This window comes from Microbacterium sp. Z10_103 (assembly GCF_058310455.1).
Genome location: NZ_JBZEGK010000001.1, coordinates 392,991 through 418,518 on the forward strand (window position 1 = coordinate 392,991; position 25,528 = coordinate 418,518).

General features: G+C 71.2%; 24 protein-coding genes. 19 read left to right on the plus strand and 5 right to left on the minus strand.

All coding sequences use genetic code 11. From position 1 onward, the window contains the following. Nucleotides 1-17: 17 nt before the first annotated feature. Together AC4FS2_RS01745 and AC4FS2_RS01750 are read right to left on the minus strand one after the other, a co-directional pair. Nucleotides 18-1,169: a carboxylate-amine ligase gene (locus tag AC4FS2_RS01745; protein WP_491154054.1), complete on the minus strand. Its 1,152-nt coding sequence runs from the start codon at nt 1,167-1,169 to the stop codon at nt 18-20. Nucleotides 1,170-1,234: 65 nt separating this feature from the next. Continuing rightward, nucleotides 1,235-1,903, minus strand: coding sequence for a TetR family transcriptional regulator (locus AC4FS2_RS01750; RefSeq protein WP_491154053.1), 669 nt, complete (start codon nt 1,901-1,903; stop codon nt 1,235-1,237). 89 nt (nt 1,904-1,992) lie between these two features. On the opposite strand from AC4FS2_RS01750, the gene AC4FS2_RS01755 reads away from it, so the two are divergent. From AC4FS2_RS01755 to sucD, 3 genes are all read left to right on the plus strand, one after another. Then, nucleotides 1,993-3,501, plus strand: a complete 1,509-nt coding sequence (locus AC4FS2_RS01755) for an FAD-dependent oxidoreductase (protein ID WP_491154051.1) — start codon at nt 1,993-1,995, stop codon at nt 3,499-3,501. A 145-nt stretch (nt 3,502-3,646) separates the two neighbouring features. Further along, nucleotides 3,647-4,810: an ADP-forming succinate--CoA ligase subunit beta gene (sucC, locus tag AC4FS2_RS01760; RefSeq protein WP_491154049.1), complete on the plus strand. Its 1,164-nt coding sequence runs from the start codon at nt 3,647-3,649 to the stop codon at nt 4,808-4,810. A 25-nt stretch (nt 4,811-4,835) separates the two neighbouring features. Continuing rightward, complete coding sequence (gene sucD / locus AC4FS2_RS01765; protein ID WP_491154047.1) at nt 4,836-5,738, plus strand: succinate--CoA ligase subunit alpha; 903 nt, start codon at nt 4,836-4,838, stop codon at nt 5,736-5,738. A gap of 160 nt (nt 5,739-5,898) precedes the next feature. On the opposite strand, the gene AC4FS2_RS01770 is transcribed toward sucD, so the two are convergent. Next, complete coding sequence (locus AC4FS2_RS01770) at nt 5,899-7,353, minus strand: NCS2 family permease (protein ID WP_491154045.1); 1,455 nt, start codon at nt 7,351-7,353, stop codon at nt 5,899-5,901. Between the two features lie 55 nt (nt 7,354-7,408). Here AC4FS2_RS01770 and AC4FS2_RS01775 point away from each other — a divergent pair, with 55 nt between their 5' ends. From AC4FS2_RS01775 to AC4FS2_RS01795, 5 genes are all read left to right on the plus strand, one after another. Beyond that, the gene (locus AC4FS2_RS01775; protein ID WP_491154043.1) at nt 7,409-7,849 is read left to right on the plus strand and encodes a nitroreductase family deazaflavin-dependent oxidoreductase; all 441 of its coding nucleotides are present in this window, start codon (nt 7,409-7,411) and stop codon (nt 7,847-7,849) included. An 88-nt stretch (nt 7,850-7,937) separates the two neighbouring features. After that, complete coding sequence (locus AC4FS2_RS01780; RefSeq protein WP_491154041.1) at nt 7,938-9,353, plus strand: cell division protein PerM; 1,416 nt, start codon at nt 7,938-7,940, stop codon at nt 9,351-9,353. Between the two features lie 9 nt (nt 9,354-9,362). Continuing rightward, entirely contained in the window at nt 9,363-9,968 is a 606-nt protein-coding gene (purN, locus tag AC4FS2_RS01785) for a phosphoribosylglycinamide formyltransferase (protein ID WP_491154040.1), read from the plus strand. Nucleotides 9,969-9,978: 10 nt separating this feature from the next. Next, nucleotides 9,979-11,583: a bifunctional phosphoribosylaminoimidazolecarboxamide formyltransferase/IMP cyclohydrolase gene (gene purH / locus AC4FS2_RS01790; RefSeq protein ID WP_491154038.1), complete on the plus strand. Its 1,605-nt coding sequence runs from the start codon at nt 9,979-9,981 to the stop codon at nt 11,581-11,583. Nucleotides 11,584-11,607: 24 nt separating this feature from the next. Next, the gene (locus AC4FS2_RS01795) at nt 11,608-11,940 is read left to right on the plus strand and encodes a hypothetical protein (RefSeq protein ID WP_491154037.1); all 333 of its coding nucleotides are present in this window, start codon (nt 11,608-11,610) and stop codon (nt 11,938-11,940) included. Nucleotides 11,941-12,129: 189 nt separating this feature from the next. Here the strand turns inward: AC4FS2_RS01795 and AC4FS2_RS01800 are convergent, their stop codons facing one another. Together AC4FS2_RS01800 and AC4FS2_RS01805 are read right to left on the minus strand one after the other, a co-directional pair. Further along, nucleotides 12,130-12,828 carry a hypothetical protein gene (locus AC4FS2_RS01800; protein WP_491154036.1) on the minus strand — a complete coding sequence of 233 codons (699 nt, stop codon included), beginning with the start codon at nt 12,826-12,828 and terminating at the stop codon, nt 12,130-12,132. Then, nucleotides 12,821-13,582, minus strand: coding sequence for a hypothetical protein (locus tag AC4FS2_RS01805; RefSeq protein WP_491154034.1), 762 nt, complete (start codon nt 13,580-13,582; stop codon nt 12,821-12,823). The genes AC4FS2_RS01800 and AC4FS2_RS01805 overlap by 8 nt, the downstream gene beginning before the upstream one ends. 79 nt (nt 13,583-13,661) lie before the next feature. Here AC4FS2_RS01805 and AC4FS2_RS01810 point away from each other — a divergent pair, with 79 nt between their 5' ends. The 11 genes from AC4FS2_RS01810 (at nt 13,662) to AC4FS2_RS01860 (ending at nt 25,465) form a co-directional block, all read left to right on the plus strand. Continuing rightward, on the plus strand, nt 13,662-14,672 hold the full coding sequence (locus AC4FS2_RS01810; protein WP_491154033.1) for a hypothetical protein: 1,011 nt from the start codon (nt 13,662-13,664) through the stop codon (nt 14,670-14,672). Beyond that, nucleotides 14,669-19,009 (plus strand): type VII secretion EssC family protein, encoded by a 4,341-nt coding sequence (locus AC4FS2_RS01815; protein WP_491154031.1) that lies wholly within the window; start codon nt 14,669-14,671, stop codon nt 19,007-19,009. The genes AC4FS2_RS01810 and AC4FS2_RS01815 overlap by 4 nt, the downstream gene beginning before the upstream one ends. A 90-nt stretch (nt 19,010-19,099) precedes the next feature. Next, complete coding sequence (locus AC4FS2_RS01820; RefSeq protein ID WP_491154030.1) at nt 19,100-19,708, plus strand: FHA domain-containing protein; 609 nt, start codon at nt 19,100-19,102, stop codon at nt 19,706-19,708. A gap of 10 nt (nt 19,709-19,718) precedes the next feature. Further along, on the plus strand, nt 19,719-20,447 hold the full coding sequence (locus AC4FS2_RS01825) for a hypothetical protein (RefSeq protein WP_491154028.1): 729 nt from the start codon (nt 19,719-19,721) through the stop codon (nt 20,445-20,447). 129 nt (nt 20,448-20,576) lie between these two features. Then, on the plus strand, nt 20,577-20,870 hold the full coding sequence (locus tag AC4FS2_RS01830; protein ID WP_135063853.1) for a WXG100 family type VII secretion target: 294 nt from the start codon (nt 20,577-20,579) through the stop codon (nt 20,868-20,870). A gap of 80 nt (nt 20,871-20,950) precedes the next feature. Then, a complete protein-coding gene (locus AC4FS2_RS01835) occupies nt 20,951-21,283 on the plus strand; it encodes a WXG100 family type VII secretion target (protein WP_491154026.1) in 333 nt (110 codons plus the stop codon). After that, the gene (locus AC4FS2_RS01840) at nt 21,280-21,573 is read left to right on the plus strand and encodes a hypothetical protein (RefSeq protein WP_491154024.1); all 294 of its coding nucleotides are present in this window, start codon (nt 21,280-21,282) and stop codon (nt 21,571-21,573) included. Before AC4FS2_RS01835 ends, AC4FS2_RS01840 begins: the two co-directional genes overlap by 4 nt. Next, nucleotides 21,570-24,341, plus strand: coding sequence for a WXG100-like domain-containing protein (locus tag AC4FS2_RS01845; RefSeq protein WP_491154022.1), 2,772 nt, complete (start codon nt 21,570-21,572; stop codon nt 24,339-24,341). Before AC4FS2_RS01840 ends, AC4FS2_RS01845 begins: the two co-directional genes overlap by 4 nt. Next, nucleotides 24,338-24,829 (plus strand): Imm61 family immunity protein, encoded by a 492-nt coding sequence (locus tag AC4FS2_RS01850; protein ID WP_491154020.1) that lies wholly within the window; start codon nt 24,338-24,340, stop codon nt 24,827-24,829. Before AC4FS2_RS01845 ends, AC4FS2_RS01850 begins: the two co-directional genes overlap by 4 nt. 35 nt (nt 24,830-24,864) lie before the next feature. Further along, the gene (locus tag AC4FS2_RS01855) at nt 24,865-25,191 is read left to right on the plus strand and encodes a hypothetical protein (protein ID WP_491154019.1); all 327 of its coding nucleotides are present in this window, start codon (nt 24,865-24,867) and stop codon (nt 25,189-25,191) included. Further along, complete coding sequence (locus tag AC4FS2_RS01860; RefSeq protein ID WP_491154017.1) at nt 25,184-25,465, plus strand: hypothetical protein; 282 nt, start codon at nt 25,184-25,186, stop codon at nt 25,463-25,465. The genes AC4FS2_RS01855 and AC4FS2_RS01860 overlap by 8 nt, the downstream gene beginning before the upstream one ends. Nucleotides 25,466-25,528: the final 63 nt, after the last annotated feature.

Consider the following 25,528-nt stretch of genomic DNA (forward strand, 5'->3'; position numbering starts at 1 on the left):
ACGGCCGCGAGCGGGGCTCAGGCGGAGCCGCTGAGCACGGGAAGATGCGAGCCGCCGGCCTCCGCCGCGCCGAGGTCGGCGGCGGCGAGCGTCATCGCACGCAGGCCGCCTCCCGCCGAGGCGGTGCGGCGCTGCCACGCGGCACCGTTCCCCTCCGCGAGGATCCGCTCGACCCCGTCCCACACCTCCGCCATGTCCCCATGCGCAGCCAGGCCGGGCTCGGCGAATTCCACCATCGCGCGGATGACCTCGGCGGCGGGCGCCGCGCGATGGGTCCGCGGATCCAGGAGCGTCGCGCGGAGCCCGCGCAGCGACGCATCCCAGCCCGCCAGCCGGAGGGCGTTCGCCGAGATGCGCGGCGGAGCCTCGCCACTGTGCGCGGCCTCGGCGGATGTCGCCACCAGGCCTCGCACGAGCCCGGCGAGTGTCGCGGTCACGTCTGCGGTGAGCGGAACGTCGCACACCCGCACCTCGACGGTGGGGAATCGGCTCGACAGGCGCACGTCGGAGTACAGCATCCCCTCATCCAGCAGCGCGCCGGTGGAGAGCATGTCAGCGATGTCCTGGTGGTAGGCCGCGATGTCGCCGAAGACCTCGGCGGGTCCGCTGGAGGGCCAGAGGCTCCACAGTTCGAAGCGGTAGCTGTCGTACCCGGAGTCCGCACCGCCCGTGAAGGGCGAGTTCGCGGCGAGCGCCCGCAGAGCCGGCAGCCACACTCGGATGCGGTCGAGAACGGCCACACCTTCTGCCGGAGACGTGATCGAGACGTGCACGTGCAGACCGCAGGTCATGCACTGGGTCGGCGTGATGCCGTACCGGGCGGAGATCTGCCCGTGCCGACCCCCCGGTGACGGGTGCGGGATCGCCGGCAGCGGCGACGTCGCGAGCGGAACCGCGCGGGCACCGACCCTGCGGGCGAGGCGGTCGGCGACAGCGCGTGCGTGCGCCGATTGTGCCTGCAGCTCCGCCATCGACTGATGCGGCGGCCCGACGATCTCGATCATCTCCTGGTGCATCTCCGGCACGATCGCGGAGCGAAGACCTTCGAAAGGAACCCGGGAGATGACCGCCGACGCGGCCGGCACGGGTACGGCCGTGGCCGCGTCGACGAGCAGCAGCTCTTCTTCCACGCCGAACGTGCGGCGGCCCAGGTTCGACCGGTGACGCATGGACAGCCCCCTCCACTCTGAGGACAGATTCGCCGGGCGGGCCGGCGAGCCCCAGGGGCTTGACATCAGCGCGGCAGCGAGGCTCGCAGCCGCCGTGCGACCTCGGCGGCCGGCATCCGCCGCGGGAAGATCGCGACCGCGACGTCGTCGTCGGCGGGGTCGTCGCCGTCCGGGTGCACGCCGAACCGCCGCAGCACGTCGTCCAGCGCTCGCCGGAGCGTCGCCTGCGGCACGCGCTCGCCGCGGAGGAGCCGCCGGAGGACGTGGTTGTGCACGGCGGTGACGAGCGCGGCGAACCCGACGGCGTCCAACGGGTCGAGCCCCGGCAGCGCGGATCGCAGGTACTCGTCGAAGAGACGCTCGTACCGGAAGACGGTGAGGATCTCGCGTTCGCGCAGCACGGGCACCTCGCGCACGATCGTGTACCGGCGGCGCGCGAGCTCGGGGTCGGCGGCGAAGTGGCGGAAGACCTGGAGGGAGGCGTCGCAGACGGCGGTCCACGGGTTCTCGTGCGGCCGGGCGAGGTAGGCCTCGAGCGAGCGGAGCACCTCTTCGTGATCGGCGAAAACCACATCTTCCTTGCCTCCGAACTGGCGGAAGAAGGTCGAGCGCGACACGCCGGCGGCCTGCGCGATCTGCTCGACCGAGGTCGAGTCGAACCCGTGCTCGGCGAACAGCTCGATCGCGGCGGCGACCACGGTCGTGGTCGTGCTCGGCGGGAGCGCGTCGGTCATGGCCGGAAGCCTACCGGCCGCGTGTGCACCGGTCGGGCGGCGATGTCAAGCGCTGGGCCGACAGCGCCGGCGGGGGATTGACTGCCGGAATGACTCCCCTCTGGAAGCAGGACTCCACACCGGTTCCCGGGTCGCCGTTCGAATCGGGACGATCGCATGACGTCGTCGTCGTCGGTGCCGGGATCACCGGTCTCGCCACGGCCTACGCGCTGGCGCAGGCTGGTGTCGACGTCGCGATCATCGAGGCCGGCGAGGTCGGGCAACTCGCCACCGGCGGGAACACCGGGAAGGTGTCGCTCCTGCAGGGAACCGTGCTGTCCACGCTCCGGGGCGGGCATCCTGCGGGGCTCGTGCGCGCGTACGTGGAAGCGAACCGCGCGGGTCAGGAATGGCTGGCGCGCACCGCCGACGAACTGGGCGTGCCGTATCGCCGGCGAACCGCTTTCACCTATGCCCAGGCCGATGAGGGCCTGTCGTCCGTGGAAGCGGAGAAGGATGCTGCGCGCGAAGCCGGACTCGCGGTGCGCCGCGCCACCAAGGACGAGCTGGCCGCGGTGCCCTTCCCGGTGGCTTCCGCGATCGCTCTCGACGACCAGATCGCGATCGATCCGCAGACCTTCGCGACGGCCCTGGCCCGGGCGGCGGTCGAGGCCGGCGCGGTGCTCCACACCGGTGTGACGGTCCGCGGGGCGAAGGTGCTCCCACGCGCGCACGTGCGCACCGATGACGGCCCGCTGTACGCCGACAGCATCGTCCTCGCCACCGGCGCGCCCATCCTCGACCGGGGCGGGTACTTCGCGAAGACGCACGGCACGCGGTCGTACTGCGTCGCGTTCCGGACCGATGGGCCGGTGCCCGACGGGATGTATCTCTCGGCGGACTCGCCGTCGCGCTCGGTGCGCGCCGTCTCGGACGGCGACGGCCCCTCGGGATACGCGGGCATCATCGTGGGCGGAGCGGGCCATCCCGTCGGCCGCGGCGGGTCCGAGCGCGAACGGGTGGAGGAACTGGTCGCGTGGGCGCGGCGTCACCTCCCGGTGACGGAGGAGACGCACCGCTGGAGCGCGCAGGACTACCAGTCGCACAACCTCATCCCCTTCATCGGCGCGATGCCGCGGTCACTGGGCCGCATCCGCTTCGCCACCGGATACGGCAAGTGGGGCCTCACGAACGGACCCGCGGCCGCCCAGCGCATCGTGGCCGAGATCCTGGGTGCGGACGACAAGCCGCGGTGGATGACCGCGCTCGGAACGCGCATGACCATGCCCGCTGACCTCTCTCGCGGCCTCACCGAGAACGCGAAGGTCGGCCGGGCCGCGGTGCAGGGATGGATCGAGGCTGAACGCACGCCGGTGCCCGTGCCGCAACCTGCCGAGGGCGCCGGCGTCGTCGCGCAGCGGGGCGGTCGCCCGGTCGGGATCTCGACCGTCGACGGGGTCACCCGGGCGGTGGATGCCGTGTGCCCGCACCTGGGCGGAGTGCTGGCCTGGAACGACGAAGCGTGCACGTGGGATTGCCCGCTGCACGCCAGCCGATTCGAGGCGAACGGCGCCCGCATCGAAGGCCCGGCGCTCACGGACCTCGAGCGGCTCTCCTGACCGGTTACGGACGGTTTTCGTCGCTTCGGCTCCGGTCAGAGGGACAAAAGCCGTCCGTAACGATCCGATAGGGTGGGGTGACTGGATATCTTGACGTCAAGATTTCTCCGGCCCCACCCACTGACCGTCCAGCGGAGGATTCCCTGTGGATCTGTACGAGTACCAGGCACGCGATCTATTCGAGAAGTACGAGGTGCCGGTGCTCGCCGGCATCATCGCCGACACCCCCGACGAGGCGCGGGCCGCAGCTGAAAAGCTCGGCGGCGTGGTCGTCGTGAAGGCCCAGGTGAAGACCGGTGGCCGCGGTAAGGCGGGCGGCGTCAAGGTCGCCAAGAACCCGGACGAGGCATTCGAGGCGGCCCAGGCCATCCTCGGCCTCGACATCAAGGGCCACGTCGTCCAGCGCGTCATGGTCGCCGCCGGTGCCCGCATCGCCAAGGAGTACTACTTCTCGGTGCTCCTGGACCGCGCCAACCGCTCGTACCTGAGCCTCGCGAGCGTCGAGGGCGGGATGGAGATCGAGGAGCTCGCCGTCGAGCGTCCCGAAGCGCTGGCGCGCGTCGAGGTGAACCCGCTCGAGGGGATCACGCCGGAGAAGGCGCTCGAGATCGCTCAGGCAGGTGGCTTCGACGACGAGCTCGCCCCCAAGGTGGCCGACGTGTTCGTCAAGCTCTTCAACGTCTACAAGGGCGAGGACGCGACGCTCGTCGAGGTGAACCCGCTGATCCTGTCCGAGGACGGCGACATCATCGCCCTGGACGGCAAGGTATCGCTCGATGAGAACGCCGCGTTCCGTCACCCCGAGCACGAAGCACTCGAAGACACCGAGGCCGCTGACCCGCTCGAGGCTCAGGCCAAGGCGCACGACCTGAACTACGTCAAGCTCGACGGCCAGGTCGGCATCATCGGCAACGGCGCCGGGCTCGTCATGTCCACGCTGGATGTCGTCGCGTACGCCGGCGAGAACCACGGCGGCGTGAAGCCCGCCAACTTCCTCGACATCGGCGGCGGCGCATCCGCCACCGTCATGGCCGCGGGTCTGGACGTCATCCTCGGTGACGAGCAGGTGAAGAGCGTGTTCGTCAACGTGTTCGGCGGCATCACGTCGTGCGTCGCGGTCGCGGAGGGCATCGTGAAAGCCCTCGAGATCCTCGGTGACACGGCCTCGAAGCCGCTGGTCGTCCGCCTCGACGGCAACCAGGTCGAGGAGGGTCGCGCCATCCTCGCCGGCGCCAACCACCCGCTCGTGACCCTCGCCGCCAGCATGGACGAGGGCGCCGACAAGGCAGCCGAACTGGCCAACGCCTGATCTTCGGGACGAAAAGGACTCAGCAATGTCGATCTATCTCAACAAGGACTCCAAGGTCATCGTCCAGGGCATCACGGGCGGCGAAGGAACGAAGCACACCGCACTGATGCTGAAGGCGGGCACGCAGGTGGTCGGGGGCGTCAACGCCCGTAAGGCCGGGACGACCGTGTCGCATGAGGATGCCGACGGCAACACCGTCGAGCTTCCCGTGTACGCATCGGTGGCCGAGGCCATCGAGAAGACCGGCGCCGACGTATCGATCGCGTTCGTGCCGCCGGCGTTCACGAAGGACGCGATGGTCGAGGCCATCGACGCCGAGATCCCGCTCCTCGTCGTGATCACCGAGGGTGTTCCCGTCGGTGACACCGCCGAGGCATGGGCCTACGCGCAGTCCAAGGGCAACACGACCCGCATCATCGGACCGAACTGCCCCGGCATCATCACCCCCGGCGAGTCGCTCGTGGGCATCACCCCCGCGAACATCACCGGCAAGGGTCCGATCGGTCTCGTGTCGAAGTCGGGCACCCTGACGTACCAGATGATGTTCGAACTGCGGGACCTGGGCTTCTCCACGGCCATCGGCATCGGCGGCGACCCCGTCATCGGCACGACGCACATCGATGCGCTCGCCGCGTTCGAAGCAGACCCCGAGACGAAGGCGATCGTCATGATCGGTGAGATCGGCGGCGACGCCGAGGAGCGCGCGGCCGACTTCATCCGCGCCAACGTCACGAAGCCCGTTGTCGGCTACGTCGCGGGCTTCACCGCCCCCGAGGGCAAGACCATGGGCCACGCCGGGGCGATCGTGTCCGGCTCGGCCGGCACCGCCCAGGCGAAGAAGGAAGCCCTCGAGGCCGCAGGCGTCAAGGTCGGCAAGACCCCGTCCGAGGCCGCCGCCCTGATGCGCGAGATCATCGAGTCCCTGTAACCCGGGTTCTCACGAGGGGCCCGGATGCACCGCATCCGGGCCCCTCGTCTGTCCCGCCCGCTCCCGCCCCCCGAGTCCGCGAGACTCCATCTCCGCCACGAGACGCCGGGCGACGGCTGCGGTCTCGTGGCGGAGATGGAGTCTCGGCGGGGGCCCGGGGTCAGGTCAGGAGAAGCTCGAGGGGGCCGCGGGCGAAGAACACCACGAAGCCGGCGGCCACCACCCACAGGAGCGGGCTGATCTCCCGTGCGCGGCCGGAGAGCGAGCGGATGACCACCCAGCTGATGAAGCCCGCGCCGATGCCGTTGGCGATCGAGTAGGTCAGCGGCATCACGGTGATCGTGAGGAACACCGGGATGAGGGCGGACAGGTCGCTGAGGTCCACATGGCGGATCTGCGACATCATCAGCGCGCCCACGATGACCAGTGCCGCACCGGCGATCTCCGTCGGGACGATCGTCGTCAGCGGCGTGAAGAACATCGCCAGCACGAACAGGGCCCCGGTCACGACGTTGGCGAGGCCGGTGCGGGCGCCCTCCCCGATCCCGGATCCCGACTCGATGAACACGGTGTTCGAGGACGACGAGGTCGCGCCGCCGGCGACCGCGCCGATGCCTTCCACGATCAGCGCCGAGCGCAGGCGCGGGAAGTTGCCCTTGTCGTCGGCCAGGCCCGCCTCCCGGGAGAGCCCGGTCATGGTTCCCATCGCGTCGAAGAAGTTCGTGAACACGAGAGTGAACACCAGCATGGTCGCCGCGAGGATGCCGATGCGCTCAAAGGAGCCGATCAGGTCGACCTGGCCGACCAGCGACAGATCCGGCAGGCTCACCAGCTGGGCGGGAAGTTCCGGCACCGACAGGCTCCATCCGCCGGGGTTGTCTTCGGAGCGTGGTCCGAGATTCCAGATCGCTTCGACGATCAGCGCGACGACGGTGCCGCTGAGAAGACCGATGAGCAGGCCGGCCTTGATCTTCCGAGCCATCAGGATGCCGGTGATCACGAGCGTGAAGACGAACAGCAGCGTCGGAACCGTCGCGATCGACCCGCCGACGCCCAGACCCACCGGGGGCGATCCGACACCGGTCGCCGTGACGAAGCCGCTGTCGACGAACCCGATGAAGGCGATGAACAGCCCGATGCCGACCGTGATCGCCGTCTTCAGCGCCATCGGCACCGCATCGAAGATCAGGCGGCGGAGCCCTGTGGCGGCCAGCAGCACGATGATCAGGCCGTTGATGACGACCAGGCCCATGGCTTCGGGCCACGTCACCTGTCCCACCACGCTCACCGCGAGGAACGAGTTGATGCCGAGCCCCGCAGCGAAGGCGAACGGCAGGCGTGTGACGAGGCCGAACAGGATCGTCATCACGCCGGCCGTGAGCGCGGTGACGGCGGCGACGGGGGCGAAACCGAGGTTGTCGCCGGCGACATCGGTGCCGCCGGACAGGATGATGGGGTTCAGGATGACGATGTAGGCCATGGTGACGAAGGTGACGACGCCGCCGCGCACCTCGGTGCCGACGGTGGACCCGCGGGCGGTGATCTCGAAGAATCGGTCGAAGCCGTTCTTGGCGGTGGGCATGGCGGAAGACGTTTCGGTCGCGTTGGTGCTCATGGGACCTCAGAGGAAGGGGCGGGTGGGGGGCTCGGCTGCGATCTAGGCTGGATAGATGCCGCTCACAGGAGAATATCTGCCCGGAACAGACGAATGGGCCCGCACTCAAGCCGAGACCTTCGAAGCCTCGGGCGGCGCTGAGGCCAGCGAGATGCGCGGCAAGCCGATCATCGTTCTGACCACGGTCGGCGCGAAGACGGGCGGATTGCGCAAGACGGCGCTGATGCGCGTGGAGCACGAAGGGCGATACGCGGTCGTCGCGTCCGATGGCGGTGCGCCCCGTCCGCCTGCCTGGTACTGGAACCTCGTCAAGAACCCCCACGTGCAGCTGCAGGATGGCGACAGCCTCCGGGACTACACCGCCCACCGCGCCGAAGGCGCCGAGCACGACGAATGGTGGGCACGGGCCGTTGAGGCGTGGCCCGACTACGCCGAGTACCAGAAGAAAACCGACCGGCGGATCGCCCTCTTCGTGCTGGATCCCGTCGAGGGCTGAGCACACGCTGCCCGCCTGGGCTGCACGTGCCCGCGGTGCGGGGTGCCGTCCCGCGGGGGGTCGCGGCCCCGGGTAGGGTCGTTCGCGCATGAATCGCCTTCTCGTCGCCCTTCTCGCGGCCTTCGACGCCCTCGTGGCGGCCGCGGGCGGTGTGGCGATCGCGCTCGCGCCCCTGACCCTCTTGTGGGTGCTGGCCCTGGGCGGCGGGGCGGATTGGTCCGCGCTGTGGCCCGCCAGCGCCGCGGTGTGGCAGTTCGGCCACCTCGTGCCCCTCAGCATCCACCTGCCCGGTACGTACATCGCCGCGGCAGGGATCGATCCCGCCGCGGCGGACTTCGCCCTCTCTCTGGCACCGCTCGGATTCGCCGCCTTCACGGCGCTGTTCGCCGCCCGCTCCGGCGGCCGGGCAGCGCGCGCCGGCGAGCCGCTCACCGGCACCGTCGCCGGCACGCTCGTTTTCGCGGTGGCAACTGCGGCGGTGGCGCTCACCGGCGCCACACCGTTCGCGACGGTGACGTTGTGGCAGGCGCTTCTCTTTCCCGTGCTGGTGTTCTCGGTGCCGTGCGCTCTCGGCGCCGCCATCGGTGCGTGGGTGTCCCGGATCGGAGCGGCCGGGCGCCTGCGTGAGCGCGTGGAGGCGGTCGGTGGCGGATGGGGCACCGTGCCGGGCCTTCTCGTGCGCGGTACCGCGATCGCCGTCACCGGCCTTGTCGGCGTCGGCGCCCTCGTGGTCGGTGTGGCGGTGTTCGCCCGCGGCGGCCAGGTGGTCGCGCTTTTCGAGGCGGGAAACGTCGACGTGGTGGGCGCGACCGTGATCGCCCTCGCGCAGCTGGCCTATCTCCCCACCCTGGTGATCTGGGGTGCCTCGTTCGTCGCCGGTCCCGGGTTCGCCCTCGGAATCGGCAGCGCCGTGTCGCCCTCCGGCACGCAACTCGGAGTGATCCCCGGCATCCCGGTCCTCGGCGCCGTCCCCGACTCGACCTCACCGTGGCTGTTGCTGCTGGCCCTGCTTCCGGTGGGCCTGGGAGCGCTCGCGGGGTGGATGCTGCGCTCGCGGCTGGTCGCGGAGCATCCCGGAGCCGAACCGTACGGCCCACGGATCGTCCTCGCCGCGGGGGTCAGCCTGCTCACCGGAGCCGTCTTCGCCCTGCTCGCCGTCTGCGCACGGGGCTCGATCGGACCGGGGCAGCTCGCCGAGACCGGCCCCGAGCCCGGGCCCGTGGCGCTCGCCGTCGCGTTGGAGGTCGGGGTGGGGGCAGCGATCCTGCTGCTGTCGCCGCGTCGCGCGCCGGATGCGACGGACTCGGCGTCCGCGCCCACCGGCACGGCCTACGACACGGCGCCGATGGGCGGCGCACCCTTCGGCGCGATCGATCCGGTCGCCCGTCGCGAGCCCGTCCCCTTCCCGACGCTTCCGGTGGGCGCGTTCTCGTCCGACCCCCTCCCACGGCCGCGGGACGACGATGGGGATGAGCCGTCCGAGCCGCGCCCCGGTGCTGGCTAGACTGACCGGGTGCTCACGGTCGCCGTTCTCATCTCCGGCACGGGCTCCAACCTCCGCGCACTGCTGGATGCCGCCGCGGCACCCGACTTTCCCGCCCGGGTCATCGTGGTGGGGGCCGACCGGGAAGCCGACGGCTTCGCGCACGCCGAGGCCTACGGCATCCCGACCTTCCTCGTTCCCTGGAGCGGGTTCGACTCTCGGGAAGCGTGGGGCGCCGAACTCGATGCCCAGCTCGACGCCTGGAAGCCCGACCTCGTGGTGCTGAGCGGTTTCATGCGTCTCCTGCCGGGGGCCGTGGTGGAGAAGTGGATGCCCCGCATCATCAACACCCACCCGGCGTATCTTCCCGAGTTCCCCGGCGCCCATGCCGTGCGCGACGCGCTCGCCGCGGGCGCTACGGAAACCGGAGCGAGCGTCATCATCGTCGACGCCGGGATCGACACCGGACCGATCCTCGCCCGCGAACGGGTTTCGGTGGTCGCCGGCGACGATGAGCGCTCCCTGCACGAGCGGATCAAGCCGGTCGAGCGTCGTCTGCTCATCGACGTCATCCGCCGCGTCGCCACCGGCGAGCTCGACCTCGCCGCGGCATCCGATTCCGCCCCCCAACCCTAGGAGCACACGTATGGCCGGCCCTCGCCACGATCCGACGCTCTACCGCGAACGCGACGTCGTTCCCATCCGACGTGCGCTCGTCTCGGTCAGCGACAAGACCGACCTTCTGCGCCTGGCCGAAGCGCTCATCGCCGCCGACGTGGAGATCGTCTCCACCGGTTCGACGGCGTCGAAGATCCGCGAGGCAGGGCACCCGGTCACGGACGTGTCCACCGTCACCGGCTTTCCCGAGTCCCTCGACGGTCGTGTGAAGACGCTGCATCCCGGAGTGCACGCGGGGTTGCTCGCCGATCTCCGTCTCGCCGACCACGAGCGTCAGCTCGACCAGCTCGGCATCGCCCCGTTCGAACTCGTCGTGGTGAATCTGTACCCGTTCGTGGAGACCGTGGCATCCGGTGCCACCGGCGACGACGTGGTCGAGCAGATCGACATCGGCGGCCCCGCGATGGTGCGCGCTGCGGCGAAGAACTACGCCAATGTGGCGATCGTCGTCTCGCCCGAGTCGTACCCCGCGCTCATCGAGGCGATCGGGGAGGGCGGCACGACGCTCACCCAGCGGAAAGAGCTCGCCGCGCGCGCGTTCTCCCACACCGCCGCGTACGACACCGCGGTCGCGGCCTGGTTCACCGAGGGCACGCTCGTCGAAGACGGCCTGCCCGCGCACCTCACGATCAAGGCGGAGCGCCTCACCACCCTGCGCTACGGCGAGAACTCCCACCAGCGCGCCGCGATCTACACGCGCGCGGGCGGACACGGCATCGCCCAGGCGACGCAGCTGCAGGGCAAGGAGATGTCGTACAACAACTACGTCGACGCGGATGCTGCCCTCCGCGCCGCGTTCGACATGGTCAAGCCGGCCGTCGCGATCATCAAACACGCCAACCCGTGCGGCATCGCGGTGGCGGCGCCCAACGCGCTCGACGAGATCGCCAGCGCGCACCTCCGGGCGCACGAGTGCGACCCGGTGTCGGCGTTCGGCGGCGTGATCGCGGCGAACCGCACGGTCACCCTCAAGATGGCGGAGAATCTCCGCGACATCTTCACCGAGGTCATCGTGGCGCCCGATTTCGAGCCTGCGGCGCTGGAGGTCTTCCGGCTCAAGCAGAACCTGCGCGTGCTGTGCCTTCCCACGGACTGGCAGCAGGAGCGGATGGACGTGCGGCTGGTATCCGGCGGGCTGCTGCTGCAGGACGCCGACCGGTTCCCCGCCGACATCGAATCGGTCGCGCGGAACTGGGAACTCGTGTCGGGGGAGCGTCCTGCCGAGGAAGAGATGACGAACCTCATCTTCGCGTGGAAGGCATGCCGAGCCGTGAAGTCGAACGCGATCGTGCTGGCGAAGGGTTCGGCCACGGTCGGCATCGGCATGGGCCAGGTCAATCGGGTGGACTCGTGCCGGCTCGCGGTCGAGCGCGCCGGGGACCGGGCGGCCGGGTCGGTCGCCGCATCCGACGCGTTCTTCCCGTTCGCCGACGGCCCCCAGGTGCTCATCGATGCCGGTGTGTCGGCGATCATCCAGCCGGGCGGCTCGGTGCGCGATCAGGAGGTCATCGACGCGGCCCGCGCGGCGGGTGTCACGATGTTCTTCACGCGCGAGCGTCACTTCTTCCACTGATCCACACGAAAGAAAGGGACACGGATGTCCGAAATCCTCGCGGAGCGCTGCGCCGCTCTCGCTCAGCCCGTGGTCGACCTCATGGCGGCCTCGATCGAGTGTCAGACCAAGAGCCCGGAGTCGTTCGCCAAGGTGATCGCCCTGGCCGGGCAGGTGCGCGCGATCGCCGAGCAGGGGTCTGCGGGCGTTTCGCAGCCCGACTACGCCGCGTGGTCGGCCGGGGCACCGGCGGTGCTCACCGCCATGGAGCAGGCGGCCGAGCGGCGCGACCCCGAGGGCGTGTGGGCGGCGTTCGCCGACCCCCAGGTCGGGCTGCACCGTGTGGGCACCGCCTGCCAGGGCCAGCCCCGCTGGTGACCTGACGCCCCGCCCCGCCCCGTCCGCATCCCCGCACCTCACCCGGGGGTTTGGGGCGACATATGTGCCTTGGGGCGTGCCCGAGCGCGCCCCAAGGCACGAAAAGCGCCCCAAACCCGGGAGTGTGCGTGCGGGCGGGGTCCAGTGGGCGCGCGGGAGTGGGACCGGGAGCGGGCGCGCGGGAGGGGTTCAGCAGGGGATCGGTGCGGTGACGTCGGCCTCGGAGCCCCAGGCGGTGAACGCCACATCCACCGCGCCGGTCTCGTCGGCGCGCACGAGGCGTGTGGGGAGAGGCGCCCCGGAGGTCGCGACCGTCAGCACGCCGGTGGCTCCCTCCTCGCCGAGGAGGAGGTCGATGGTGCCGTCGCCGGGCGCGCTCAGCCCCGACGCGTCGGCGGTGAGCTGCGCGACGAGGTCGACGGGCTGCACGAGCGGCATCCAGCGCTGCACGGCGGGATCCTCCGGTGAGACGCACGCCCACTGCCCTGCCGGAACCGCGAGAAGTGTGGCGACGGCGGGGGAGGGGTTCACCCACGCCGTGCCCGCATCCACCACGATCGACGTCGCCGCACCGTCGAGGGTGATCTCGGCGGTCCAGGCCTGCTCGCTGCCGGTGCGTCGCACCTGCATCTCGCGCCCGGTCGCTCCGTCGCGGTAACTGCCGACGAGCTCCGCGCCGCCCGCCGCGCGCATCGCGGCCAGCACGCTGTCGCGGACGGCGGCCGGCGGCAGAAGCCCCACGCCGTTGCCGTGATCGGCCGGGTCGTACGTCGACAGGTCGGCGGCGGTGGGGGTGGGGATCGGCTCCGTCGCCGTCGCGGAGCATCCTGCCAAGAGCACTGCCGACACCGCGACGACGGTCAGGGCGCGGATGCGGCGGTCAGCCATCCGCCACGCACGCCGAAGCGCCGCCCTGGCCGGAGACGGTGGCGGCGTCCAGCTCCACCGGAGCCGTCTCGTTTCCGGCGGCGGGCCGGACGAGAACGCACGAGCGGTCGTCGATGAATCCCATGCCCGACGGAATCCAGGCCTCGGTTCCGGTGACCAGCTGCGACACGTCCAGCTCGTTCCCGGCGGGTCCGCCGACGACGATCACCTGGTACGCGACATCCGGACCCGACCACGACACGCGGATGTTGTCGTCGCCGGGGGTGAGGGTCAGCCCGCTCGCTGCCGGCCGCGGGTTGAGCAGGCCGAGCACCACGAAAACGGCCAGGACGACGAGGGCCACGAACGTCATGCCGGCGGAGAGGAGGAACGCGGGATGCCGCCACATCGGGCGGGGCGCGACCTGAGCCTCCTCGAGCTCGGGGAGCACATCGGCCGCGGTCTCCAGGCGGCGGATGTCCCCGGTCGTCGCCGTCAGGCTCGCGCGGGCGGTGTCCCACCCGATGCGTGCGGCTTCCACGCCGGCGGGTGGCCGCTCGATGCGGGTCGGGGCGAACACCGGCGTGCCGGTGATCGGTGCGCCGGAGCGGCGCGGTGCGGCCGCCACGGTCGCGGCGGGAATGCCCTCGGCGGGACGCCACTCGGTGTGGCCGAACTCACGCTCGGGCTCCGCCACTGTCGTGGACAATCCCGTCGGGCCGTATCCGTCGACCGCCTCGCGCTGCGCACGGCGGGTCGGGATGCTGTCGTTCATTCCACGCTCCCGGGCTCCGGTCCGGCGCCGGGCACCCGCCTATCATAGACGGGATCGTCCCCCCGCCCTGGAGGCGCCCATGCCCCGCTCGTCCGTGCGCGTCGTCAGCGCCCTCGCGGCGTTCTTCGTGTGCGCGACGTTCGGGGCGATTCCGGCGGCCGCGTCCGCCGCGGGCGACTCACCCGCCGACAGCGGGATCGTCGAGATCCCTTACGGCGAGCCCGTCGACGTGCGCCCGAGCGCGGGGTGGACCATCGACTGCGCCGGTGTCGGCACGCTCGAGGGAGCCGAGCTCGTGTGCACCGAGGAGGGGATCACCCTCACCGCCCCGTTCGATGCGGAGGCGGGGGAGCGGATTCTTCCCGTCCCCTTGCGGGCGGGTGCGGCAAGCGCCGAGGTGCGTTACCGCGTGCGGCTCGAGCCTCCTGCCCCGCCGGAGATCGCGGCATCCTCGATCGACATCCCCCTGCCGGTAGGCCGTCAAAGCCTCGTGCCGCTGTCGCTGCTCGAGCTCACCTGCGTCCTCTGCACCGATGCTCGGATCGAGGTCCGGGAGGTCGTACCCGCGTCGACGGTCGTGGGGATCGGTTCCGCGCACCTCGCCGTGCGGCCCACCGCACCTGGCCCCATCTCGGTCAAGCTCACCGTCACCGACGACGCCGGGCAATCCGTCGACGCCGAACTCGCGCTGTTCGCGACCGCGGCTGCCCCCGGGGCGCCCCTCGCGCTGCATGTGCGCGGTCCCGAGCCGGTGGCCCTGTCCGAGCTGACCGCGGGGGACGACGTCACGATCTCGTGCCTGGCGGTGGATGTCGCGCTCACCTGCGGCACAGACGGCCAGATCACCCGCACCGCCGAGTCGGCGATCCCCGTCCAGGTCGCCTTCCGCGTGGTGGATGCCACCGGTCGGCAGTCGCTGGGCAGCCTGACCGTCGATCCCGCATCGGCGCCCCCGCTTCCGGTCGCGCCGTCCTGGGCCCAGACCGCCGTTCTCGGCATCGCCGTTCCCGTCCCGTCCGAAGACGAAGCGGAAGCGCCGTCGCTTCTCGCTCCCCTCGCCCGCATGCTCCAGGAGGTACCCGCGTCATGACGCTCCGGCTCACGATCGACCGCACCCACGACGCCGCGCCCGCCGAGTCATGGGTGGTGAAGGTGGATGCTGCCACCACCGTCTCCGAACTCGCGGAGTCGCTGAGGGTCGACCCCGAGGTCCTGGCGCCCGGTGCTGACACCGCGGAGAACTTCGCCGAGTCCGGGGTGCGCAGCGGCGTGCGCGTTCCCGCCGCATCCCCGGTCGTGATCTCCCCGGGCCGTCTTCGGCTCGAGTTCGTCGCGGGGCCGTTCGCGGGGGAGGTCGTGCCGCTCGAGCCCGGTCGCGAGGTCACGATCGGCCGGTCGAACGACGCCGGGATCTGCGTCGCCGACCCGCACCTGGCCGGTCGCCACGCCACGCTCACCGCCGTGGGCGGGCCGTCGCCCGACGGCACCTACGCGCCGCTGACGGCGACCGTGGCGCTCGCCGACCCGGACGGGAGCCTCGTCGTCAACGGTTCCGAGACCGCGGCGCCCGTGCAGATCGTCCCCGCCGACCTGGTTCAGCTGGGAAGCAGCATCGTGCGGCTGGGCATGTCGCCGGCCCCCGACGCCGATCTGACGGTCGACGAGGTCGGCACGCGCGCCTTCAACCGCCCCTCGCGGATCCGGCCGGCCCGCCAGATGCCCGTGGTCGCGCTCCCCGGCGACAAGCCCGACGAAGCCGACGCATCGCCCCTGCCGTGGCTGTCGGCGATCATCCCCATCGTCCTCGGTGTGACCCTGGCCGTGGTGTTCCAGCGGCCCATCATGCTGCTCATGGCGGCGGCGTCGCCGGTGATGGTGGTCGGCTCGTTCATGATGAACAAGCGGCTGGCCGAGCGGAAGGGCCAGCGCACCGAGGCCGAGTGGGTGCAGGACATCGCCGACGCGCGCGTCCGGATCGCGGAACTGACCCGCGAGCAGCGCCTGGACGCGTGGTACCGCCACCTCGATCCCGTGGTGATCCGCGACATCGCCACCCGCCCGCTCGCCCGCCTCTGGGAGCGGCGCCGGTCGGACCAGGATGCGCTGCGCGTGCGCGTCGGCGTGGCGGAGATTCCCCTGGACGTGCGCTTCGAGGGCGGGCCGCAGAAGGAGCGCACACTCGAACGCCGCGTCGGGGTCTCGCCCGCGCCCGTGTCGGTGGACCTCGCGTCCGGCCCGGTCGGCATCTCCGGTCCGGAGGATGTGACCGCGGGCCTGGCCAGGGCGATGATCACCGACCTTGCGACGCTGCGCTCGCCGCGCGACCTGCAATTCGTCGTGCTCTGCGACCGGGAGCAGGAGGCGGCCTGGTCGTGGGTGCAGTGGCTCCCCCACCTGAACGCCGGAGCCGGCCCGGTCGCCCTGATCGGTAACACCGACCACACCCGGCGCGAGCGCCTCCGCGAGATCGGGGCCCTGCTGGACGCCCGGATGCGGGTGGCCGGTGAACGCCGCGGCGGTTCGTCGGACGCGCATCTCGTGCTGGTCATCGACGGGGCACGGCGCTACCGCATGCTGCCCGGCATGGTCACGATTCTCGAGAAGGGCGCCCAGTTCGGCATCCACGTCATCGCGATCGACAGCGACCGGTCACGGCTGCCCGAAGAGGCAGCATCCGTCGTGGCCGTCGACGGCGTCGACCCGCTCCTGGGTCGCGTGGAATCGGCCGAGGAGTACTACGCGCCCGTGCTCTTGGACCAGGTGAGCCTCGCTTACGCCGAAGACATCGCCCGCGCGCTGTGCCCGATCGAGCACGTCCGCGGCGTGGGGGACGACGCGACCCTGCCCTCCAGCGTCCGGTACAGCGAGCTGATGGGCATCGACCTCGACGACGCCCGCCCGATCGCCGAGCAGTGGCAACTGGTGCCGCGGCAGTCCTACGTCGTCGTCGGCGCGGGCACGGAGGGCGAGTTCGCGATCGACATCGCCTCCGACGGTCCGCACGCCCTGGTGGCCGGCACGACCGGCTCGGGGAAATCGGAGTTCCTGCAGACCCTTGTCATCTCGCTCGCCCTGGCCAACCGGCCGGATGCGCTGAACTTCGTGCTGATCGATTACAAGGGCGGCTCGGCCTTCGCCGACTGCAGCCGCCTGCCGCACACCGTCGGCATGGTCACCAACCTCGACGCACGCGAAACGGAGCGCGCCCTGGCGTCGCTGGACGCCGAGCTGAAGCGTCGCGAACGGGTGCTCCGCGACGACATCGGTGCGAAGGACGTCGATGCGGCGTGGGAGAAGGACCCGGATGCCGCCGCCCGGCTGGGCCTGGCGCGGCTCATGATCGTCGTCGACGAGTTCGCCGAGCTGAAGACCGAGCTGCCCGACTTCATCAACGGCCTCGTCCGCATCGCCCGTGTCGGCCGGTCGCTCGGGGTGAACCTCGTCCTCGCGACGCAGCGTCCGTCGGGTGTCATCACGCCGGAGATGCAGTCCAACATCAACCTGCGGGTAGCCCTCCGCGTCACGGACCGTGGGGACTCGGGCGATGTGATCGGAACCCCCGACGCCGCACTCATCCCGGCGGGCTCACCCGGTCGTGGGTACGTGCGGGCGGGGCTGGATGCGGCGCCCACTCCCTTCCAGACGGCGCGGGTCGCGGCGCTCCGGCTGGGGCACCAGCGAGCCGCGCGCGTGCTCCCGCCGGCGGCCCGCGTGGAGTGGCAGACCCTGGGGCTTCCGCCGCGCTATCCCGTCGCCACCGAGCAGACGACGCACCGGCCCGACCAGGACGACACCGACCTGCGGGCACTCGTGCAGCTGGCCGGCCAGGCCGCGCAGCTGCTCGGGGTCCCGAAGAGCCCGTCGCCGTGGCTGATGCCGCTGCCCGACGTGCTGCCGCTCGACCGCTTCGATGATGACGCCGTCCCCGAGGGCGCCGCCATCCTCGGCCTCGAGGACGTCCCCAGCGAGCAGACCCAGCGACCGTTGGTGTGGAGCATCCTCGACGACTCGCACCTGCTGCTGTTCGGGGGAAGCCGGTCGGGCCGCACCACGGCACTGCGGACGATCCTGTCGCAGGTGGTGCTCCGCTTCACCCCGGCCGACTTGCACCTGTACGTCGTGGACTGGGGCAACGGCGCGCTTCTGCCGCTGGCCGGCGCGCCGCACACGGGAGCCGTCGTCACCCCGCAGGACGCCGAACGCCTCCCTCGCCTGCTCGGGAGTCTCGCTGCAGAGTTGTCGCGGCGCCAGGGCGTCCTCGCCCAGGCCGCCGTCGGCAGCATCGCCGAGCAGCGACGCACCGCCGACCCGCGGGAGGCGCTTGCCTACGCGATCGTCGTCATCGACGGATGGGAGCGGCTGTCGGCATCCCTCAGCCCCGACGAGATGGTCGCGCTGCGGGACCAGATGCTGCGGCTGCTGCGTGAGGGCCCCGCGGTGGGTCTCCGGGTCGTCGTGACGGCCGACCGCACCGTGCCGTCCGACCGCATCGCCAGCTTCATCGACACGCAGTACGCGCTGCCCATGCGCGACGTCAACGACTACCGGGGTGCGGGGATCATGGTGCGGGAGATCCCGTCCGACATGCCCGCCGGTCGCGTGCTGTTCGGTACCGACGGTACGGAAGGTCAGATCGCCGTCGTCACGGCCGACACCTCGGGGGAGGCGCAGGGAGCAACGCTTCGGGGCACGGTCGAGCACGCCGCCGCGCACTTCGCTCGGTTCCCCCAGCTGGCCGAGCTGCCCGCGGCGCTGCGCGTCGACCCGCTCCCCTCGCACATCGGCCTGTCCGACGCCGCCCTCCTGCCGCTCGCCGAGCCGGACGCGCCCGAGACGCCTGTGGTGGGTGTCGGCGGTGACACGCTGTCGCGGTTCACCATCGACTGGCCCGAGCTCGGCGGATTCGTGGTGGTCGGCGATCGGCGCAGCGGCAAGACCGACGCGCTCGCCCTCATCGCGCACCAGCTCGGCTGGGCGGGCACCCGCATGGTCGTCGCCGCGGCGAACGGTTCCGTCCTCGCCGAGGTCGCTGCCGCGCACAACGCTCCGCTGCTGGGAACGTCCTCCACCGCCGAGCAGATCGAGGCGGCGATTGCGGCGGATGATCTGCTGACCGTGATCGTCGACGATGCCGAGGCCATCCGGGACTCGGTCCTGGAACGCACGCTCGCCGCGGCGCGGGGCCGCCTGCGCTTCATCGTCTCGCTCGGTGCGGACTCTGCAGGGACGGCCGTCAGCGGGGTCGTCACCGACGCCAAACGCGGGCGCACCGGCCTGGTGCTGTCGCCGACATCGACGATCCTGGGAACGCAGCTGTTCAGCACGCAGATCCCTCGCCCGTTCGTCGGGCGCGGCGCCCCCGGCTCGGGAGTGCTCTTCGCCGCCGGAGGGTACACGGCGGTGCAGGTGCCCGATCTTCGTGCCTGAATGCCGGAACGCACGCCCCTCTCGCCCGCGTAAGCTGAGAGCGTTGTGTGCGGTCCGGGGGCCGCACGTCCCTGTCGCGAGGATCCGCCCATGACTACGCAGTGCCGCTTCTGCGGTGCGGCCGTCCGGCCGAACACGATGTTTTGCCCGTCCTGCGGGCAGATCGTCGTCGCCGATGCGCCCGCCGCCGGCGGGAGCGCGCTCCCTCCGCCCTTCCGCACCACGGGCGGCGGCAGCCGCGAGCCGAAGGCCGAGGCGGCGCCGGTCGCCCCACCCGAGCCGGTGGCACCCGTACCCCTGCCCGACGTGAACCCCCGCTCGCTGGGCCGATCGACATCGGTGGCTCCTCCTGCCCCCGTCGCTCCGGCCGCGCTCGCGTTGCGCCTGCCGCAGGGCGCCGAGGTCGCCCTCGACCGGGTGCTCGTTCTGGGGCGGAACCCCGCCGGTCGGGCCGCCGACCATGGCGGCGAGCCCGTCGAGGTGGCCGACCCGACGCGATCGGTTTCGCGCGTGCACTTGATCATCCGGCCGGGCGCTCCCGGTGAGGCGACCGCGGAGGATGCCGGCTCGGGCAACGGCAGCTCCGTGGAGCGGGCGGGTGTGCGCCAGCCGCTGCGTCCCCGCGACCCGTACGCCATTCAGGCCGGCGACCGGCTGCTGCTGGGTGACGTGATCGTCGAGGTCGGAACAGCCCGATGAGGTCGATGCGGTGACCGACGTGACGCCCACCGACGGCCGCCCGATCCCTGCCGTTGCGCTCGACGCCGATCGGGAGCGGCTGGGTGCCGCCCTTCGGCGCAACACGGGCTACGTCGCGGCGTATGCGAGCTTCACGGCGGTGGTGGTCGCGGGGATCGTCGCGCTCGCCGTCACCGACGTCGGTCGGCTCGCCACCTACTTCCTTCTCGGTCTCCTCCTGGTCATCCTGCTGGCGAGCCTCGTGCTGGGGCTGCGCCTGCGCGGCCGGATCCGCGGTTTCCTGCGTGCTGCCGACCCGCTTCTGCTGCTGACGCCCGAGGCGATCGTCTTCTCAGGGGTTCCGCCCATCCCGTGGGCGGACGTGCTGGGCGTGGTCTATTGCGATGAGCGCGCCAACCTGGCTCTCGGGGGCGGGTTCGCGCGGTGGATGAAGCGACTCGTCTACGGATCAGGCGGCTCCCAGGTCACGTTGCACGTCGGCGTCAATCGCCCCAAGCGATTCCGCGACGCGTCGACCGGAGGACTGGCGCGTTACCTCAGTGCGGCATTCGACCTCGGCGCGCTGACGCTGCCGATCGACACCGCCCTCAGCGACGCGCAGCTGTCGCACCTGACCGGAGCGCTGCGCGTCCTGGCCCGAAATGGTTCGGTCCGGTATCTGGAGACCGACGATCCCCGTAGAGTCGGGCGGGCGGCCGCAAGCATGGCAACGGGGCGGCCGATGCGGCGCGACGCGTAGGTGCGTGCGATTTATTCCATACTTCGCCCGGTCAGCACAATCCCTCGATTCCACATCGCGTATATGTGCTACAAACAGAGCGGAACCTAGACCCGGGCGGATTCCACGCCCTGAATCACGGAGGATCACATGGCGGACATCAAGGTCACCTCGGAGTCGCTGTCGGGCGTCGCGAACCAGCTCTCATCGGGCGCTGCATCCATCGAGTCCCAGCTGAGCAACCTCAAGTCGCTCGTGCAGGGGCTCATCGCCGGCGACTGGGGCGGCGCCGCCTCGCAGTCCTTCAACGAGCTGTACGAGCAGTGGGATGCTGCCGGGCTCCAGCTCAAGGAATCCCTCACGGGCATCAGCGACCAGCTCTCCAAGGCGGCTCTGGCCTACGAGGAGTCCGAGAACAACATCAGCAACAGCTTCCGCGCCTGAGCGTGAGCATCGGGGGCGCCGTGTGACGGTGCCCCCGATGCGCCGCGGGTGGACGGCAAGATCGAGCAAGGGAGCAGCAGATGGGGCAATTCTCGGTATCGACCCCGGCACTGGGTTATTCGGCGGCAGCCATGAGCGCGGCCGTCGCCCAGTTCGACGGGCACGTGTCGCAGATCTCGGGCGTCGTGTCCTCCGTGGTCGGCGCGTCCTGGAGCGGTGACGCCGCGGAGGCGTTCGGCGAGAGCTGGACCGAATGGCAGAAGAATTCCGGCCTCGTGCGTGACGCACTCACCGACATCGTCGCGCGCCTGCAGGGCGCCGAGACCGGTTACGTCTCGACCGAGATGCAGGTGACCGCCGCATCCCGCTCGTCCACCGTCGGCACGCGCCGGCAGGGCGGGGGAGTCGCGTGAGTCTGCACACCTTCGACCTCGCGCAGCTCCGCGAACTCGAAACCGCGCTGAACCAGCTCATCGGCTACTGCACCGATCTGGAGACCCACGCCGCCGGCGCCACCGCCGCCGCGAGCTCCCAGTGGGCCGGCGTGGCAAGCGTCGAGTTCCTCGGCCTCGTGGGCACCTGGCAGGTCGGCGCGACCGCCCTTCGCACGCACGCGGAAGACCTGAAGAAGTGGGTCGGTGAGGCCGCTACGGTCTACGAAGCCGCCCAGAACGACAACAACACGATGTGGGCCAGCGCATGACGATGAGGCGGATCGACCCCACCCTCTACACCCAGGCGGCCGACGCGTTCGACGCTGTCGCCTCCTCAGCCGACTCCGTCGGCAGCTCCGCTCGAGGCTCCGCCGGCGGCTATGGCAGCATGGCCGGCTCTGACCCCGGCGGCGAGCAGTTCGCCAGCGCGTACGACGAAGTCGCCGGGTACGCACTGCAGAACATCTTCGACATCGGCATCCGTGCCAACAGCCTCGACCGCCTGTTCATGGCCAGCGGTGCGAACGCCGCCTCGGCGGAGGCCACCGCGTCGGGGCAACCGTTCGACTCCGGCACATTCACCCTGCGCCCGGCGCGGCAGTCGCAGAGCGTCGCATCGCCGCCCTCGGCCTTCGGCGGCAACGCCGGGGAGCCGAAGGGCTGGGAGATCGTCACCGACGTCGTCGGGATGATGTGGCCCAACGCGGACACCGACCAGCTCGATGAGGCCGCCCAGACGTGGAAGGACATCGCCCGCGACGTCCGCCGCCTCGCGACCGAAGTGCGTCAAGCCGACAACGCCGTGGCTTCCCTGGACAGCATCGAGCTCGCCAAGGCGCGCACCGAGGTGAACGACTTCGCCAGCGACATCGGCGAAGTGGCCCAGCTCATCGAAGACATGGGTACGCAGTGTGCCGAGTACGCCGATGACGTGCGCGAGGCGCACAAGGAAGTCATCGAGATGCTCGTGCAGCTCGCCGTGGAGATCGCCGCGACCGTCGCCATCAGCGCCGCGCTCAGCGCCTTCACGTTCGGAGCGAGCGCCGCCGCGGGCGCCGCCGCCATGACCGCGCGGATCGCCGTGATCGGCGGCCGCATCATCACGATCCTGACCCGCGTCGGCGGCACCGCTGCGCGCGTGGCCGTGCGCATCCGCGCCATCCGGGCCAGCCTCATCCCGTTCGCCCTGCGTCACCAGCGGTCCGTTCGCGCCGTGATCAACATCGCGTCCGGCACGGCGGCAGCCGTCACGGCAGAGGTCATCGTCAAGCGCGGCGATGCCAACCTCCTCGTCGCGTTCGGTTCCGGTCTCGTTGGCGGTGGCGTCACCGAAGCGATCGTCGCCCCGTTCGGCCGGTACGGCCAGCGCGTCCTCGTCCAGACCCTGGCCGGGGGCGGCGGCGGGGCAGCCGGCGGCGTGACCGACGGACTGATCAGCGACGGCAGCGTCGACATCCGCCAGGTCGTCATCTCCGGTATCGGCGGCGCAGGCTTCAGTGGCTGGGGGGCACGTGGCGGCTCGGGCCGGGGCGGTTCGGCGTCTGCCGCTGACCCCGGTGCAGGCGACGTCCGCGTCGACGAGCCGGTTCCCGTCATCACCGGTGGCAACAACGCCGAGGCCGGCGGTCCCGACGGCGGCCGCACCGGCAACAACGATTACGAAGGCCCCGTCGTCAGCGGCGGCAACGACGTCAGCAGCGGCGGCGGCGACGGCGGACCGGCCGGCAGCACCGATTACGACGGCCCCAACGTCACGGGCGGCAACGACGTCAGCGGCAGCGGCGGCGACAGCGGACCCGCACCGCAGGTTCCGCAGGGCGAGGCGCCCAACGCGACCGGCGGCAACGACGCCGGTGGGGGTTCGGGTTCGGGTTCGGGGAATGGCTCCGGCCCGCGCACGCCCGACCCGGTGGACATCCCCACCCCTCCCGTGCACACGGGTGGGGGCGACGGCACCACGCCGACGCACGGTGGCGACGACACGCCGATCTTCCACGACACCGAGGGCGACCTCGGGGTGGACGCCGACGGCGACGGCCACGCGGGCTTGCCTCCCGCGCCCCACGGCGCGGGCACGACACCGCAGGGTGCTGACACGACGCCGCAGGGTCCTGACACGACCCCGCAGGGCCCGGAAAGCACGCCGCCCCCCGGTGATGACGCCGTGCCGCCCGTCGGCGCGGACGGAGACGGTGCCGATGCCGATGCGCCTGTCGGCGCGGACGGAGACGGCGCCGATGCGCCTGTCGGGCAGCCCGAAGCGGGCGACTCGGGAACGTCACCTGCCGACCCGGCAGAAGCCGATCCCGCCACGGATCCGGCCTCACCGGCTGCACCGCACCAGCCCCAGCCCGACCACACCGGTCCGATGTACTCGAACGAGGCGTCCGGTGATGGATGGAACCGTTATGGAGACACCGGTCAGAATGACCCGCACTACGGCGAGCCTCGCCCGGACCACGGTACGGTGCCGGCGCACTACCAGGCTCCGGAGTCGCCCAACCCCGACATTGCTCCGATGATCGGCGACCCCGACGCCCCGTTCGGACGCGACGCAGACGGCACACCGCTTCCCGACCAGGACGCGTGGAACGAGCGATACGCCCTGCCGGACAACGCCGATGGCTCTCCCGGCGGGCCCCGCTGGCCCACCAACGACGGAGCGGTGCCGGGAAGTCGCGTGCACTACCACGGCGTCGACGCCCTCCTGCGGGATTACCCGCAGTTCGCGAACCTCGACCGCATCGGTCGTACGTCCGGCGACTACCTCACCGTGGCGAACACGCCCTTCGAACAGCGCGGGCTCACGCCCGGACATCAGGGCATGGATCTGCTGCATCGGCAGCTCGCTCCTGACCTGCCGCCGGGCATCCGCATCGAGGTGTCGGTGATCGACGACGCTCTCGGCTACCCTGGCGGTGGCTGGCAGATCCGCTTCTTCCGCGCCGGCCCCGACGGCCGACCGCGGGTCGGCGAGAACGGCCGGGACGAGTTCCTGTCCGTGAACGAACTGGACCTGTTGGGGGTGTTCCTGTGAGTGTTGCCACGCCGGATGACCTCGCGCGCTGGCTGGCCGGCGAAGGTCTGGAGCTTCTTCCGTCCACAGACGCGCTGTTGCTCGTCGACGACGGGGAGGCGCGGTTCCGTATCGATCGGTCGGGCGATGGATGGACCGTGAGCAAGAGTCTGCGGTCCGGCCCGTTCGGCGCCCGGATGTCCTCATCCCGCTGGGAGGACATCGAACGCTACGTGGTGATGCTCTACCTCGGATCGGTTCGAGAGGCAAAGGGACTGAGCCGGTTGAGGCCCCTCGTGGAACTCGACGCCGACGGCGGCGCCATCGCCGCGGAGGGCTGGAGCCTGCAGAACGGTGCCGAGGGCGGGTCGATTCTCGGAGCTCCGGACGGGAGGGCCCTCTGGTTCGCCAGTGACATAGACGCCGCCGCCTTCTCGCGGTACGCCGCGTATTCCCCTGCCGAGTTGCGCGCCCAGGCCGCCGCTGCGGACGCGCCGCTGGCGCGCTGAGGGCGGAGATGCCTGGGCTTCCCTGAGGAGGCGCGATGAAGGGGCGCTCTGCGGCGGCTCTTTCGGAACTCGAGTCGGTACTGGCCGACGAAGCGCTGGAGCGATACTTCCACTACGGGCCGCCGACGGGAACGACGGCCAACCGCGTGTGCCTGTATCAGCGGGATGGCTTCTGGGAACTCATCATCACCGACGAGCGCGCGGTGCCCCAGGAAGGCTCCCGGCGGACGATATCCGGAGAGGCAGCGGCCTTGGCGGTTGCGCTGCGCACGGTGCGTCTGTTCGCGGAGGCTGACCTCCATCCGTTCGGCGGCGGGGGAGCGGGAGACACCCCCCGCGGAGCGCGAGGCGCGGATGATTGACGATGCCCTCAGTTCCGCGGTCGTGGCCTTCGTCGGCTACGACGGCGGTGGTGCGGTACCCGGGCGGTGGCCGGCGCGTATCGCCGACCCCCTTTCCCGCCGGACTGTGCGGGAGCTCATGGCGGAAGTGGACGGTTACGCGGACCCGAGGGGTGCGGACAACATCTCCGGGTGGGGGGATGCTCTCGTGGCGCGGGTGCGTGCGCGGCACCCCGAGTTGTCCGGTGAGGCCTTGGCCGCGATCAAAGCGCTGCTGACCTTCGAGTACCGCTGAGAAAGCGGGCGTGCTGCGGCGGGTCTCCTCCACGCCGGCCGGGGCGCGCGGCGTGACCGTCTG

What these genes read in the sequence shown, in the direction of transcription:
- AC4FS2_RS01745 (WP_491154054.1), bottom strand. Translation starts at nt 1,169, where the DNA reads ATGCGTCACCGGTCGAACCTGGGCCGCCGCACGTTCGGCGTGGAAGAA.
- AC4FS2_RS01750 (WP_491154053.1), bottom strand. Translation starts at nt 1,903, where the DNA reads ATGACCGACGCGCTCCCGCCGAGCACGACCACGACCGTGGTCGCCGCC.
- AC4FS2_RS01755 (WP_491154051.1), top strand. Translation starts at nt 1,993, where the DNA reads ATGACTCCCCTCTGGAAGCAGGACTCCACACCGGTTCCCGGGTCGCCG.
- sucD (WP_491154047.1), top strand. Translation starts at nt 4,836, where the DNA reads ATGTCGATCTATCTCAACAAGGACTCCAAGGTCATCGTCCAGGGCATC.
- AC4FS2_RS01770 (WP_491154045.1), bottom strand. Translation starts at nt 7,353, where the DNA reads ATGAGCACCAACGCGACCGAAACGTCTTCCGCCATGCCCACCGCCAAG.
- AC4FS2_RS01775 (WP_491154043.1), top strand. Translation starts at nt 7,409, where the DNA reads ATGCCGCTCACAGGAGAATATCTGCCCGGAACAGACGAATGGGCCCGC.
- AC4FS2_RS01780 (WP_491154041.1), top strand. Translation starts at nt 7,938, where the DNA reads ATGAATCGCCTTCTCGTCGCCCTTCTCGCGGCCTTCGACGCCCTCGTG.
- purH (WP_491154038.1), top strand. Translation starts at nt 9,979, where the DNA reads ATGGCCGGCCCTCGCCACGATCCGACGCTCTACCGCGAACGCGACGTC.
- AC4FS2_RS01795 (WP_491154037.1), top strand. Translation starts at nt 11,608, where the DNA reads ATGTCCGAAATCCTCGCGGAGCGCTGCGCCGCTCTCGCTCAGCCCGTG.
- AC4FS2_RS01800 (WP_491154036.1), bottom strand. Translation starts at nt 12,828, where the DNA reads ATGGCTGACCGCCGCATCCGCGCCCTGACCGTCGTCGCGGTGTCGGCA.
- AC4FS2_RS01805 (WP_491154034.1), bottom strand. Translation starts at nt 13,582, where the DNA reads ATGAACGACAGCATCCCGACCCGCCGTGCGCAGCGCGAGGCGGTCGAC.
- AC4FS2_RS01810 (WP_491154033.1), top strand. Translation starts at nt 13,662, where the DNA reads ATGCCCCGCTCGTCCGTGCGCGTCGTCAGCGCCCTCGCGGCGTTCTTC.
- AC4FS2_RS01815 (WP_491154031.1), top strand. Translation starts at nt 14,669, where the DNA reads ATGACGCTCCGGCTCACGATCGACCGCACCCACGACGCCGCGCCCGCC.
- AC4FS2_RS01820 (WP_491154030.1), top strand. Translation starts at nt 19,100, where the DNA reads ATGACTACGCAGTGCCGCTTCTGCGGTGCGGCCGTCCGGCCGAACACG.
- AC4FS2_RS01830 (WP_135063853.1), top strand. Translation starts at nt 20,577, where the DNA reads ATGGCGGACATCAAGGTCACCTCGGAGTCGCTGTCGGGCGTCGCGAAC.
- AC4FS2_RS01835 (WP_491154026.1), top strand. Translation starts at nt 20,951, where the DNA reads ATGGGGCAATTCTCGGTATCGACCCCGGCACTGGGTTATTCGGCGGCA.
- AC4FS2_RS01845 (WP_491154022.1), top strand. Translation starts at nt 21,570, where the DNA reads ATGACGATGAGGCGGATCGACCCCACCCTCTACACCCAGGCGGCCGAC.
- AC4FS2_RS01855 (WP_491154019.1), top strand. Translation starts at nt 24,865, where the DNA reads ATGAAGGGGCGCTCTGCGGCGGCTCTTTCGGAACTCGAGTCGGTACTG.
- AC4FS2_RS01860 (WP_491154017.1), top strand. Translation starts at nt 25,184, where the DNA reads ATGATTGACGATGCCCTCAGTTCCGCGGTCGTGGCCTTCGTCGGCTAC.